Source organism: Terrabacter sp. NPDC000476 (assembly GCF_040300125.1).
Taxonomy (GTDB): Bacteria; Actinomycetota; Actinomycetes; order Actinomycetales; family Dermatophilaceae; genus Terrabacter.
On the sequence record NZ_JBEPDF010000002.1, the window covers coordinates 249,492 to 262,640 of the forward strand.

Genomic DNA, 13,149 nt, shown 5'->3' on the forward strand with positions numbered 1-13,149 from the left:
CGCTGCGCTTCCATGACCGTGACGTCGCTCGTGCTGCTCGGGCTCGCGGCGCTGCTCATCGGCTTCGCGAAGACGGCCATCGGCGGTGTCGGCAGCATCGCCGTCGCCGTCTTCGCCCTCGTGCTGCCCACGAAGGAGTCGACGGCGGCCATCCTGCTCCTGCTGCTCGTCGGCGACGTCGTCGCGGTGTGGCACTACCGGCACCACGCCGACCGGGCCCTGCTCGCTCGGCTCATCCCGGCCGTGCTCCCCGGTCTCGCGCTCGGTGCGGTCGTCCTGGCCCGGGTCGACGACCAGACGCTGCGCCGCGCGATCGGCGGCCTGCTGCTCGTCCTCGCGGTCCTGCAGCTCGTGCTCGCTCGCGCCCCGGTGCCGAGGCGGCTGGGGTCGTCGCGGGCCGCGGCGGTCGCCACGGGGGCGGCCGCGGGACTCGCGACCATGACGGCCAACGCCGCCGGGCCCGTCATGACGCTCTACCTCGTCGCGCAGGGCGTGGAGAAACGCCGCTTCCTCGGCACGAGCGCGCTCTTCTTCTTCGGGGTCAACCTCTGCAAGCTGCCCTTCAGCGCGGGACTCGGACTCTTCGCGGGCGAGACCGTCTGGCGCACCGTGCTGCTCGCGCCCGTCGTGCTGCTCGGCGCCTGGGTGGGGTTGCACACCGCGCGCCGGCTGAGCCAGGCGCGCTTCGACCAGGCGGTGCTCGCCGCGACGGTCGTGTCGGCGCTGGCCCTCGTCGTGCGCTGAGTCAGCCCTTGACGCCGCCCTCGTTCGCGCCACGGATGAAGTAGCGCTGGAGCGCGAAGAAGAGGAGCGCGACGGGGATCGTGGTCAGCAGCGCGGTGCCGAGCTTGAGCGGGTACTGCGTGCCCGCGCCGAGCTGGCCGCTCGTCAGGCTCGCGAGACCGGTGACGAGGGTCTGGTGCTCGGGGGTGCCCCGGGTCACGACGAGGAAGTGCGAGAACTCGTTCCACGACCCCTGGAACGACAGGATCGTCAGCGTGATGAGGGCGGGCTTGGCCATCGGCAGCACGACCGACCAGAAGGTGCGGAAGATGCTCGCGCCGTCGAGCCGGGCGGCCTCCTCGATCGAGACCGGCACCGAGTCGAAGAACTGCTTCATGATGAAGACGCCGGCGGCGTCGACGATGAGCGGCAGGATCATCGCGGTGTAGGTGTCGTAGATGCCGAGGTAGTTGACCATGAGGAACTTCGGGATGAGCAGGGCCACCCCCGGCACCGCCATGACGGCCAGCAGCCCGCCGAAGACCGCCTTGCGGCCACGGAACTGCAGCCGCGAGAGCGCGTAGCCCGCGAGGGAGTCGAAGAACACCCGCCCGGCCGTCACGACGACGGTGACGAGCACCGAGTTCTGCACCCACGTCGTCACCGGCACCGACGAGTCGCCCGTCTGGCCGAAGATGCGCTGCCACACCTGCAGGGTCGCCGGGTTGGGCACGAGCGAGAGGGGGTTGTTCGCGGCATCCGGGTCGGTCTTGAACGACGTCGAGATCTGGATGAGGAAGGGGTAGATGAAGAGCACCGCGAAGGCGAGCAGCGCCGCGTAGAGCACGATCGTCTTGACCGGGTTGGACCTGCGGGCGTTCACGAGCGACCTCCACGTCGGAGGAGCGGCTTGCGTTCGTCCTTGTCCGTCAGGACGTAGCGCTGGATGCGGGTGAGGACGACGATGATGAGGAAGACGACGAAGGCCATGGCTGCACCGGAGCCGTAGCGGAAGTTGCCGAAGCTCTGCTGGTAGGAGAGGAACGCCGGGCTCAGGGTGGTGCCCGCGGGCGCGCCCTTGCCCATGACGTAGATCTGGTCGAACACCTGCCACGTGCCGATGAGGCCGAGGGTGATGACGAGGAAGAGCGCCGGCTTGATCATCGGCAGCGTCACGTGCCGCAGCTTCTGCCAGCGCGACGTGCCGTCGAGGGCGGCGGCCTCGTCGATCTCGACGGGCAGGTCCTGCAGGGCCGCGATGAACATCAGCATGAAGGTGCCGGACGTCGTCCAGATGACGAGGAAGATGATGACGAACATCGCGACGGACGGCCCGGAGAGCCAGTCCCAGATGCTGCGGCCGAGGATCTCGCCCTGCGCCCAGCCGGGGTTGTCGACACCGACCGCGTTGAAGGCCAGGTGCAGGAGGCCACGGCTGTCGCTGAACCACTGCGGGCCGTCGATGCCGAAGAAGCCGAGGAAGGCGTTGACCGCCCCGGTGTTGGAGAAGAGGAAGAGGAAGACGGTCGCGATCGCGATCGAGCTCGTCACCGACGGGAAGTAGAACGCGGTGCGGAAGAAGCTGCGCCCCTTGAGCATCGTGCTGTTGACGAGCAGCGCGAGCCCCAGCGCGAGCACCGTCTGCAGCGGCACGACGAGCAGCACGTAGTAGAAGGTGTTGCCGATCGACTGCATGAAGTTGTCGCGGGTGAGGCCGTCCCGCGCGAAGAGGTCGGTGTAGTTCTTCAGGCCGACGACGTCGGTGCCCTGGCCGACCGCGAACGGGTTGGTGTTGCCCTGCCAGTTGGTGAAGCTGACCCAGAGCGCCATCCCTATCGGGATGATGAGGAAGAGGCCGATGATGACGATCATCGGCGCGATGAAGATCCAGCCCGCGATGCCCTCCCGTCCCCGGATGCCGCCCCCGGCCCGCGAGGGGGCCGGGGTGGCGGCGACGTGCTCGGTCACCGGACGCTCGTCGGTGCGCGCCATTGGATGCTCCTCGTGCGGGTCGGTTCGTCGGTCGTCGGTTCGTGGGTTATCGGGGTCGTGCGGGCGGGTGCAGGTCGGGTCCGTCAGGTGGCGGCCGTGGGGTGGCGTCCGCCGGTACGGGCCGGCGGACGCCACTCGGACGCCACCAGGGCGCCACCCGAGGGATCAGCCCGCGAGCGCCGCGGTGCCGTTCTTCTGCAGCTCCTCGAGCCAGGCATTCGGGTCGCCGCCCTTGCTGAGCGTGGCCAGCTGCGAGTTGAACTTGGCCATGACCTCGTCGAAGCCGGGCAGGTTGACCGGGCCCTGGGCGTACTGCCCACCGGCGACGAAGGCCGCCGAGTCCGGGAACTTCGCGGCGAACGCCTTGGCGCCCTCCTCCGTCGACGGCATGACGCCGAACGCGTCGGCGAAGGCCATCTGCTGGTCGGTCGTGATCAGCGACTTCACGAGGTCGACCGCCTGGGCGTGGTTCGGCGACTTGGCGGCGATGCCCCAGCAGTTGCTGAAGAGCAGGGTGCCCTTGCCGGCCGGGCCCTCGGGCAGCTCGACGACCTTGTACTTGAGGTTCGGGAAGTCCTTCTTCGCGCCGCTGATCCAGTTGCCCTCGATCGTCATCGCGCCGACGCCCTTGCCGAGCGCCTCACCGCCCCACCCGGTGGCGGGGGACGTGTCGGTGCTGAACTTGAGCACGCCCTCCTTCATCAGCTTCTGCACCTCGGCCAGGCCCTCCTTGGCCGGCGCGCTCGTGGCCGTCATGGCCGTGCCGTCCTCGGAGACGATCCAGCCGCCGGCCTGCTTGATGAAGGCGCCGCTGCGGTTGATGTCGTTGCCGATGACGAGGCCGGTCACCTTGCCCGACGTCAGCTTCTTCGCGACCGCCTCGAGGCCGGCCCAGTCCTTGGGCACGTCGGCGTCGGTCAGCCCGGCCTTCGTCCAGAGGTCGGTGTTGATGACGAGCGCGAGCGTCGAGTAGTCCTTGGGCGCGCAGTAGAACTTGTCGTCGTAGGTGAAGGTCTTGACGAGGGCGGGCAGGAAGCCGGCGTCCTTGACCTGGTCGCCGTAGGCGTAGAGGTTGCCCGCCTTGGCGAACGTGCCGACCTTGGACGCGTCCGTGTAGAAGAGGTCAGGCGGCGTGGTGGACGCGAACGCCTGGCCGAGCTGCTGGCCGAGGTCCGCGGCGGCGATGACCTCGACGGTGTTGCCGGACTTCTTCGCCCAGGCGTCGGCCGCGGCCTTGACGGCGTTCGTCTCGGCGTCGCCGGAGCTGCCGATCATGATCGTCAGCTTGACCGGACCCTTGGCCGTCTCCTGCGGGGCGCTGTTCGACCCGTTGTCGAAGCCACCCCCGCCGCAGGCGCTCAGGACGAGCGCGCCGGTGGCGGCCAGAGCGAGGGCGGCTGCACCACGCGTGGTACGTGCACTCATGTCACTTCTCTTTCCGTTTCGTGCGGTCGCCCGCAGGTTTCGAGCTGGACCTGATGACCAGCTCGGGGTCGAGCAGGAGGCCACCCACCGCGGGGTCGCGGGAGTCGGCACGGGTGCCGAGCACGTGCAGCACGCGCTCGGCGACCTGGTCGAGGGGTTGGTGGAGGCTGCTGAGGTCGAGGGCCTCGGCGATGTCCGTGTCGTCGAACCCGACGAGCCCGACGTCGACGCCCGGTTCGAGGCCGCGCTCGACGAGGACGCGCCACGCGCCGAGCGCGAGGGCGTCGGAGGCGCAGACGAGCGCGCCGCCCGTGCCGACGGCGTCGATGAGGCCTGCGGCCGCCGACGAGGCGGCGTCGATCACCTGGGGTGTCGTCGCCTGCCACTCGGGGTGGGCCAGTCCGAGGTCGGCCGTCGCGCGCGCCCAGCCGGACCGCCGGTCGTCGCCGACGGGCGAACCCTCGGGCCAGCCGAGGTAGCCGATGCGCTCGTAGCCCTGCTCCGCGAGGTGGCGCACGGCGGCGTCGATGCCGGCGGCGCCGTCGACGTCGACCCACGACGTGACGCCCGGGTCGTCCCACACGCGGCCGAAGGCGGCATACGGCACGTGGTGGGCGTCGAGCCAGGCCGGGCGCGGGTCGGAGGTGCGGGTGTCGGTGAGCACGAAGCCGTCGGCCACGCGGCTCGCGACGAACCGCTCGTAGGCGGGGATCGGGTCGAGCGGGTCGGATGCCGTGAACGGGACGACGTGCGAGCCGTGGCTCGCCGCACCGGTCGTCAGCTCGATGAGGAAGGTGTCGAGGATGGCGCCGAGGCGGCCGAACCCGGCGGAGTTGAGCTCGATGCCCCACGCTCCGGCGCGCTCCTGCTTGAGGGTCTGCGCGGCGCGGCTCGGCTGGTAGCCGAGCAGCTCGATCTGGGCCTGCACGCGGGCGAGGGTGTCGGGCGCGACCCGCTCGGGGGCGTTGACGACGTTGCTCACCGTCTGGCGCGAGACCGAGGCAGCGCGTGCGACGTCGTTGATCGTCGCACGCCTCCTGGCCGCAGAACTCGATGTCACCCTTGACGCCGTCCTCTCGGAGTGGAACGTTCTAACCCAGACATTTGAACGTTCATATCCCTCACCGCATACTCAGTCCTCGCGGCAGGGGTGTCAAGAGGGGCGCGGTAGTTTTCGCAGGACAGCCCGACCGCCGCGCACGCACGAGGAGGAGCCCGATGAGCAGGCACCAGACCCAGGACGTCGAGGGCATCGAGGACGCCGAGGACGTCCGTGACGCGACGGACTCCACGGACTCCACGGACGTCACCGACTCCCCCGACTCCCCGGGCTCCGGCCTCCCGGCGTCCCCCGGTGACGTCGCGGGCCGCCAGCCGTGGCTGCACGACCTCGTCGTCTGCGTCGACGGCAACGGCACGGCCCTCAGCGACGCCGACGGCGCGATGCGCGGCAGCGGCGCCCACGGCTTCTTCGTCGACGACCAGCGCGTCGTCTCGGAGTTCGTCGTCGGACTCGGCGGCGCCGACCTAGTGCACGTGGCGCACGCCGCCCGCGGCGCGCGCGGCGAGTTCCTCACGTCGGCGCGCGGCGTCGGTGACCCCGGCGCCGACCCCACGGTCGAGGTGCACCGCAGCCGCCACCTGGCGGGGGGCGTGCTCCGCGAGCAGGTCGTCGTCACCTCCCGGGCGTCCGCCCCGGTCGAGACCGAGCTCGTCGTCCGTCTCGGTGGGGACGGCGCCGACATCAGCGTCGTCAAGTCCGGGCTCGCGACCGGGCACCTGCTCGACCCGCGGCGCGAGAGCGACGCCTCCGCGGGCTGGCAGAGCGACGAGCTGACGACGCGGGTCGAGCTCTCCCCCGCGCCGGCGGCCCTCACGACCGGCGACGACGGGGTGCGCGCCTCCTTCCCGCTCCGCATCGAGCCGGGCACGCGTGCCGTGGTCGAGGTCGTCGTCGGCACCGAGCGACGCGGCGAGAGCATGTTCGCCGCGGACGCCGGGTCGGATGCCGTCGACTGGCCCGACCGGCTCGAGGTCGAGGCGGGCGACCCGCGCCTCGGCCGCCTCCTCGAGACCTCCCTGACCGACCTGCGCAGCCTGCTCCTGCGCGACCCCGCCGACCTGCGTGACGTCTTCGCCGCAGCCGGAACCCCTTGGTATCTGACGCTGTTCGGCCGAGACTCGCTCTGGGCGGCCCGCATGGCGCTGCCGCTGGGGACCGACCTCGCCGGCGGCACCCTGCGCGCGCTCGCCCGCCGCCAGGGCACGAGGCACGACGCGAGCACGGCCGAGGCGCCCGGCAAGATCCCGCACGAGCTGCGCCGCACGTCGCACGCCCACGACGCCGACTCCTTCCACCTGCCGCCCGTCTACTGGGGCACGGTCGACGCGACGGCGCTGTGGATCTGCCTCCTGCACGACGCGTGGCGCTGGGGCCTGCCCGACGGCGAGGTGCGCGACCTCCTGCCGGCGCTGCGCTCCGCGGCGAGCTGGCTCACCGACCTGGCCACCCCGGACGACGACGGCCTCATCAAGTACGTCGACGAGAGCGGTCACGGCCTCGTCAACCAGGGCTGGAAGGACTCCGGCGACTCGATGCGCTTCCGCGACGGCTCGCTCGCCGCGTCGCCCATCGCGCTCGTCGAGGCACAGGCGTATGCCGTCGAGGCCGCCGTCGCCGCCGCCACCCTGCTGCGCACGTTCGGGACCGCCGACGGCGAGGACGGCACCCGCGCGGACGCGCTCGAGCGGTGGGCTGAGGCCCTCCGCGACCGCATGAGGTCCCGCTTCTGGGTCGGCGGGCCGGACGACCGCTACCTCGCGATGGCCATCGACGGGGACGGCCGGCCGGTCGACGGCGTCGGCTCGAACATGGGCCACGCCCTCGGCACCGGGGCCCTGACGCCGGACGAGGCCCGGCGCGTCACCGAGACCCTGACCGCGCCGACGATGCTCGGCAGCTTCGGCATCGCCACGCTCGCGAACGACAACGGCGGTTTCAACCCGATCGGCTACCACACGGGCTCCGTCTGGGTGCACGACACGGCCATCTGCGCCCTCGGCATGGCCCGGGAGGGCCACGCGACGGAGGCGGCGGCCGTGGCCCGGCGCCTGCTCGACGTCGGCGAGGCGTTCGACTACCGCCTGCCCGAGCTCTTCGCCGACGACGCCGTCTTCGGCCGCCCGGCGCCCTACCCGGCGTCGTGCCGCCCGCAGGCGTGGGCGGCCGCGTCGTCGGTCGCGATGCTGACGGTCGCGCTGGGGATCAGCGTCGACGTGCCGAACCGCGCGGTGCGCGTGCGGCCCCCGGCACGTCCGCCGTTCGGCGCGCTGCGCGTCGCGGGGCTGCGGGTCGGCGATGCCGTCGTGACCGTCGAGGTCGCCGCCGACGGCACGGTCGCCGTCGACGGCCTGCCCTCCGACTTCACGCTCGAGCGCTGAGCTCCCGGACCGCCCCCTCCGGGCTGAAGGCGGCCCGGAAGCGCTCGAGCGCGACCTCGGGGTCGCCCGACGCGTAGGCCTCGAGACCGACGGTGCCGGCATACCCCATCTCGGCCAGCGCCCGCGCGACGGCGGGGTAGGCGATCTCGCCGGTGCCGGGCTCGCAGCGGCCCGGGACGTCGGCCACCTGCACCTCACCGAGGTGCGGCAGCGCGCTCCGGCAGAGCTGGATGAGGTTCCCCTCGCCGATCTGGGCGTGGTAGAGGTCGAGCATCAGCTTGAGGTGCGGGTTGTCGACGCCCGCGACGAGGGCGAGGCAGTCGGCCGCCGTCGCGAACGGCACCCCGGGGTGGTCGACGGCGGTGTTGAGGTTCTCGAGCACGAAGGTGACGCCCTCGCGCTCCCCCAGCGCCGCGACACGGCGCAGCGTGCGCTCGGCCGCCAGCCACATCGGCCCGGTGGCGACGGGCTCCGGGCGCACCGGCAGCCCGCGGTCGTCGAGGCCGGTGCCGTGCAGGTTGAGGCGCGGGATGCCCAGACGCCGGGCGACGGCGACCGACTCGGCCGCCGTCGCGAGCAGCTCGTCCGCGCCCTCGTCGTCGGTCAGCCGGCCACGCACGTAGCCCGTCATCGAGGAGAAGACGACGCCCTCCTCGCGCAGCGCCACGAGCGCGTCGACGTCGTGGCGGGTCCAGTCCCAGATCTCCACCTCGAAGCCGAGCGCGTGGATCCGGCGGATCCGCTCGACGACGGGCAGGTCGACGAAGACCATCTCGGAGCTGACGGCCAGGGTGAAGGGGGTGCCCATCAGGCACCGGCCCCGGCGGACGCGCGGTCGCGGTCGCGCACCGCGACGGTCCCGCCCGTCTCGACGGCCTCGATGCAGGCCAGCGCGATGCGCAGGGCGGCCCGGGCGTCCTCACCGCCGACCTGCGTCGGCGACCCGCTGCGCACGGCGCTGCAGAACGCCGCGAGCTCGGCGGCATACGCGTCGGCGAACAGGTCGGTGTTGGCGCGGGCCGTCGGGCTCACGACGCCGGCGGCGCTCCAGTGGGCGGTGGACAGATGGGCAGGGCTGCCGGCCGTCACCATGCCCGCCGAGCCGAAGACCTCGGCGCGCACGTCGTAGCCGTAGGCTGCCGAGAAGCTCGCCTCGGCCACCGCGATGGCGCCGTTGTCGTAGCGGATCGTCACGACGGCGGTGTCGAGCAGGCCGGCGTCCCTGAAGTCCGGGGCGACGAGCGCGTCGGCCATGACGGACACCTCGACGGCCCTGGCGCCGGGGTTGAACCAGTTGAGCGCGTCGAAGTCGTGGATGAGCGTCTGGGTGAAGATCGTCCACGGCGGCACCCCGGCCGGGTTCGCGAGACCGGGGTCGCGGGTCAGCGAGCGCAGCAGCTGCGGCGTGCCGACGCCGTCGCCCGCGACCGTCGCGTGCGCGGCCGCGAAGTCACGCGCGAAGCGTCGGTTGAAACCGACCTGCAGAGGTATGCCGGCGGCGCGCGCCGCGGCGATGGCGCGGTCGGCGTCGGCGAGCGTCATCGCCATCGGCTTCTCGACGAAGACCGCCTTGCCGGCCACGGCGGCCGCGACGACGAGCGCCGTGTGCGCGGTGCTCGCACACGTGATCGCGACGGCCTCGACGCGCGGGTCGTCGATGAGCGCCTGGGGGTCGGTGAGCCAGTCGACGCCGAGGTGCTCGCCGAGCCGTCGGGCCGCCGCCTCCTGCGGGTCGGCCACCGCGACGAGCTCGGCCTCGCCGAGCCGGCGGGCCAGGGTCGTGGCGTGGTGGGTGCCGATGCGTCCGGCTCCGATGAGCCCGAACCGGACGGGGTCGGTGCACGTCATGGCTGCTCCTTCGCAAATCGTCGACTAGAGCGCTCTAGTGCTGCACCAGTGAAACCGCCCGCCACACAGGCCGTCAAGAGGTTGGCCACATCTTGTGGAGCGCTCTAGAGTCGCGGCGTGGGACGCGAGAGGGTCACGATGGAGCACGTCGCCCGACGTGCCGGCGTCTCGCGCGCCCTCGTGTCGATCGTCTTCCGCGGGGTCCCGGGGGCGTCCGAGGCCACCCGCGAGCGCGTCCTGGCGGCGGCGCGCGAGCTCGACTACCGCCCCGACACCCGGGCGAGCCGGCTCGGCAGCAGTCGCACCCGCACGCTCGGCGTCACCTTCAGCGTCGGCCACGCCTTCCACGGTGACCTGCTCGAGAGCCTCTACCGCGAGGCCGACGGCGCCGGCTACGAGCTCGTCCTGAGCGGCGTCACGCCGACCCGGTCCGAGGAGGCGGCCGTCGAGACGCTCCTCGCGGAGCGGTGCGAGGGCATCGTCCTGCTCGGCAGCAGCCAGTCCCCGGCGCAGCTCACGCGACTGGCCGAGCGCGTGCCGGTGGTCAGCGTCCTGCGCCCCGCCCCGGGCGCAGACGTCGGCGTCGTGCGCACCGACGACGCCGCCGGGCTGCGCCTCGCGGTCGAGCACCTGCGCGGCCTCGGCCACTCCCGCATCGCGTTGCTCGACGGCGGTCGCACGGCGGGAGCGGCCGAGCGGCGGCGCGGCTACCGCTCGGCCCTGCGCAGCTCCCCCGCCCTGGCGGAGACCGTCCTCCCCGGCGGGCTGAGCGAGCTCGAGGGAGCCGCTGCCGCACGCGCCTTCCTCGACCTCTCGCCGCGCGAGCGACCCACGGCCGTCACCGCCTTCAACGACCGGTGCGCCATCGGCTTCGTCGACGTCGTGCGTCAGCACGGACTCCGGGTCCCGGACGACGTCTCCGTCGTCGGCTTCGACGACATCACCGAGGCCGGCTACCCGCACGTGGCGCTGACGACGGTGCGCCAGGATGCCGAACGACTCGGGGCCGAGACCGTCCGCGCCCTCGCGGACCGGCTCGACGAGTCGGCCGCGACCACCGTCGCCCCCGCACGCGTCGTCGTCGAGCCCGGGCTGGTCGTCCGGTCCAGCACCGCACGACCGGCGCACGCTGCGTCACCGAGGCCCCGACCGGACCTGCCATGAGACGCGGCCGAGCCGACCCGGACACCTGCGAGCACCTGACGACGGTGCGGGGCCGGGTCGTGCGGTCGCTGACCGTCGGCGAGCAGCGCTCCCGCACGGGCCCGCTCGTGGTCATCGTGCCGGGACTGGGGCTGCCGTTCTACACCGTGCCGACGGCTCGCGCGCTCGTCGCGCGCGGGCTCGACGTGGCCGTGCTCGACCTGCCCGGCTTCGGCTCGAGCCTCCCGTGGCCGACGCGCCCCTCGATCCACGCCGTCGGGCTCACCGCGGCCCGCTGGGTCGAGGCGACGGCCAGCGGGCGGCCGGTCGTGGTGCTCGGCCACTCGACCGGTGGGCAGGCCGCACTGACCGCCGGACTCGCCCTCAGCGCCCGGCGGCGCGCCCTCTCGGTCGTGCTCGCCGGCACGACGTTCGCACCCGAGCAGCGCCGCCTGTGGCGCCTGGCGGGCGCCACTCCCCTCGCCTACCGCGACGACGGCCCGGCGGAGGTCGACGTTGCCGAGCTCTACCGCGGCCGGACGGGCATCGTCGCGATGCTGCGCTCGGGACTGCGTGACGCGCCCGAGCAGCGCGTCGGCCACCTCCCGGTGCCGCTGACGGTGACCGCAGGGGTGCACGACGCCTTCGTGCCGGTCTCGTGGCTGGACCGCCTGGCCCGCTCGGCCCGCCGCGCCCCGGCCGTGCGCACCTCGCTGCTCGGCGGGTCGCACAACAACCTCTTCACCCACCCCGACGCGGTCGCCGACCTCGTCGTCCTCGCCGCCGACGACGCGACGCGATCCGGGGCGTGACGCCGGGCCTCAGTCCGCCGGGGCGGGGTCGCGCCCCTGCCACGTGCAGACGCACGCCTCGTTGCCCTCGGGGTCGGCGAGGATCCAGAAGGCCGGGCGCTGTCGTCGGACACGAGGCGCCCGCCCGCGGCCAGGGCCCGCTCGATGCGGCCCGGCGCCTCGTCGTGGGCGACGGTGACGTCGAGGTGGATCCGGTTGCGTTGCGGCCGTGGCTCGTCCATCTGCTGGAACCACACCGCCGGGCCGAGCCGCAGCGGGTCCTGGAGGTCGTCGCGGGCCACGACGTCCCAACCGAGCACGGCGTCCCAGAAGGGCCGCACCGCGTCGATGTCCATGGCGTCGATCGCGATCTCGACGACCGTGAGCGTGCCCGGCTCCGACGCGAGTCCCAGCTCCGCGACGACGGCGTCCACGGCGCGCCCGACCGCGACGTCGTCGTCGGTGACACCTCCCACGGACGCGGTCGACACCGCCAGGTGCACGACGTCACCGCGCACGTCGACGTCCGGACCGCGACCGAGCGCGGCGGCCACCTCCCCGACCCGCCCGACGAACCCTAAGGCGGCCGCCGCATCGGGCGCGCGAACCGTGAGGTGCAGGCGTTGGAGCAGGAACCGCCACGCGGGCAGGGCGTCGGACGCCGCCCGACGGGAGAGCTTGTCGGCCATGGCCCGACCGTAGCCCGCCGCGCCGACGGACGGCAGCCCGTCGCCGCTCGCGCATGCCGTCATCCCGGGTCGCGTGGCCCGCGCGGTGCCGTCGTGCCACGCACGACGAGGTGGGGCTCGAGGACGACGTCGACGGCATCCGTGCGCCCGTCGTCGAGACGCTGGGTCGCCGCCTCGACGGCGGCGACCGCCATGGCCTGAGGGGCCTGGCTGACGCTCGTCAGGTCGACGGTGGCGAGACGGGCGACGGGGCTGTCGTCGTAGCCGACGACCGCGACGTCGGCCGGCACGTCGAGCCCGTCGCGGCGCAGCCGGTCGAGCAGCCCGAGCGCGACGCGGTCGTTGAACGCGACGACCGCGGACGGCATGCGCATCGGGGTCCGGCGGGCTCGGAGGGACTCGGCCGCGGCGACGCCCGACTCCTCGTCGTCGCCGCCCGCGACGACGTCGGCGCCATCGGCGAGACCGAAGCGGCGCAGGGCCCGGCGGTAGCCCTGGCGGCGCAGCGTGGCGATCGGTCCGGTTGGTCCGTCGACGAAGGCGATCTCCTGATGGCCGAGGCCGGCAAGGTGTTCGACGGCGAGGACGACCCCGACGTCGTCGGCGGCGCGCACGACGTCGACCCCGGCGGCTCGGGCGCGCCGGCCGATGGCCACGACGTGGTGCTCCTCGGCGAGGGCCGACAGCTCGGGGTCGGTCAGGCGCGGGCCGAGCAGCAGGAGGGCCTCGCAGCGGAAGTCGAGCAGCGTCTCGACGGCCCGGCGCTCGTCGCGCGTGCGGGTCAGTGGGCTCACGACGAGGTCGTAGCCGCGCTCGTCGGCCGCGGCCTGCAGGTCCTCGAGCAGCTCGGCGTGGAACGTGCTGCGCACGTCCATCGTCACGCCGAGCAGCTGGGTGCGGCGTCGGGCGAGCAGGCTCGCCGTGCGGTCGGCGCGATAGCCGAGGTCGCGCGCCGCCTCGAGCACCGCCTCCCTCGTCGCCGCGCTGGGGCCCGGCCGCCCCCGCAGCACGAGCGACACCGACGCCGTGCTCACGCCTGCCCGCGCGGCGACGTCGTCGAGGCGGGGGCGCGGGGGGCGGGGCGGCACGGGGCTCCT

At 73.3% G+C, this 13,149-nt stretch carries 11 protein-coding genes and 1 pseudogene; 4 read left to right on the forward strand and 8 right to left on the reverse strand.

Translation table 11 applies throughout. The features are described from left to right. Positions 1-12 precede the first annotated feature (12 nt). Positions 13-744 (forward strand): sulfite exporter TauE/SafE family protein, encoded by a 732-nt coding sequence (locus ABT295_RS13605; RefSeq protein ID WP_352394939.1) that lies wholly within the window; start codon positions 13-15, stop codon positions 742-744. A gap of 1 nt (position 745) precedes the next feature. Here the strand turns inward: ABT295_RS13605 and ABT295_RS13610 are convergent, their stop codons facing one another. The 4 genes from ABT295_RS13610 to ABT295_RS13625 all read right to left on the reverse strand — a co-directional run bounded on the left by ABT295_RS13610 (position 746) and on the right by ABT295_RS13625 (position 5,200). After that, positions 746-1,606, reverse strand: coding sequence for a carbohydrate ABC transporter permease (locus tag ABT295_RS13610; RefSeq protein ID WP_352394940.1), 861 nt, complete (start codon positions 1,604-1,606; stop codon positions 746-748). Continuing rightward, positions 1,603-2,715: a carbohydrate ABC transporter permease gene (locus ABT295_RS13615; RefSeq protein WP_352394941.1), complete on the reverse strand. Its 1,113-nt coding sequence runs from the start codon at positions 2,713-2,715 to the stop codon at positions 1,603-1,605. Before ABT295_RS13615 ends, ABT295_RS13610 begins: the two co-directional genes overlap by 4 nt. Before the next feature lie 165 nt (positions 2,716-2,880). Continuing rightward, positions 2,881-4,140, reverse strand: coding sequence for a sugar ABC transporter substrate-binding protein (locus ABT295_RS13620; protein WP_352394942.1), 1,260 nt, complete (start codon positions 4,138-4,140; stop codon positions 2,881-2,883). 1 nt (position 4,141) lies between these two features. Continuing rightward, positions 4,142-5,200, reverse strand: a complete 1,059-nt coding sequence (locus tag ABT295_RS13625) for a LacI family DNA-binding transcriptional regulator (RefSeq protein WP_352394943.1) — start codon at positions 5,198-5,200, stop codon at positions 4,142-4,144. A 158-nt stretch (positions 5,201-5,358) separates the two neighbouring features. On the opposite strand from ABT295_RS13625, the gene ABT295_RS13630 reads away from it, so the two are divergent. Continuing rightward, complete coding sequence (locus ABT295_RS13630) at positions 5,359-7,581, forward strand: glycogen debranching N-terminal domain-containing protein (protein ID WP_352394944.1); 2,223 nt, start codon at positions 5,359-5,361, stop codon at positions 7,579-7,581. On the opposite strand, the gene ABT295_RS13635 is transcribed toward ABT295_RS13630, so the two are convergent. Together ABT295_RS13635 and ABT295_RS13640 are read right to left on the reverse strand one after the other, a co-directional pair. After that, complete coding sequence (locus tag ABT295_RS13635; protein ID WP_352394945.1) at positions 7,565-8,389, reverse strand: TIM barrel protein; 825 nt, start codon at positions 8,387-8,389, stop codon at positions 7,565-7,567. The genes ABT295_RS13630 and ABT295_RS13635 overlap by 17 nt on opposite strands. Next, positions 8,389-9,429: a Gfo/Idh/MocA family oxidoreductase gene (locus ABT295_RS13640; RefSeq protein ID WP_352394946.1), complete on the reverse strand. Its 1,041-nt coding sequence runs from the start codon at positions 9,427-9,429 to the stop codon at positions 8,389-8,391. Before ABT295_RS13640 ends, ABT295_RS13635 begins: the two co-directional genes overlap by 1 nt. A 117-nt stretch (positions 9,430-9,546) precedes the next feature. Between ABT295_RS13640 and ABT295_RS13645 the strand changes: the two genes are divergently transcribed. Next, positions 9,547-10,593 carry a LacI family DNA-binding transcriptional regulator gene (locus ABT295_RS13645; protein ID WP_352394947.1) on the forward strand — a complete coding sequence of 349 codons (1,047 nt, stop codon included), beginning with the start codon at positions 9,547-9,549 and terminating at the stop codon, positions 10,591-10,593. Continuing rightward, positions 10,590-11,384, forward strand: coding sequence for an alpha/beta fold hydrolase (locus ABT295_RS13650; protein WP_352394948.1), 795 nt, complete (start codon positions 10,590-10,592; stop codon positions 11,382-11,384). The genes ABT295_RS13645 and ABT295_RS13650 overlap by 4 nt, the downstream gene beginning before the upstream one ends. A 149-nt stretch (positions 11,385-11,533) precedes the next feature. Here the strand turns inward: ABT295_RS13650 and ABT295_RS13655 are convergent. Together ABT295_RS13655 and ABT295_RS13660 are read right to left on the reverse strand one after the other, a co-directional pair. Next, positions 11,534-12,115, reverse strand: a pseudogene (locus ABT295_RS13655) (4a-hydroxytetrahydrobiopterin dehydratase); the annotation flags it as partial. Continuing rightward, positions 12,112-13,140 carry a LacI family DNA-binding transcriptional regulator gene (locus tag ABT295_RS13660; RefSeq protein ID WP_352394949.1) on the reverse strand — a complete coding sequence of 343 codons (1,029 nt, stop codon included), beginning with the start codon at positions 13,138-13,140 and terminating at the stop codon, positions 12,112-12,114. The gene ABT295_RS13660 and the pseudogene ABT295_RS13655, both read right to left, overlap by 4 nt. Between the last annotated feature and the right edge of the window lie 9 nt (positions 13,141-13,149).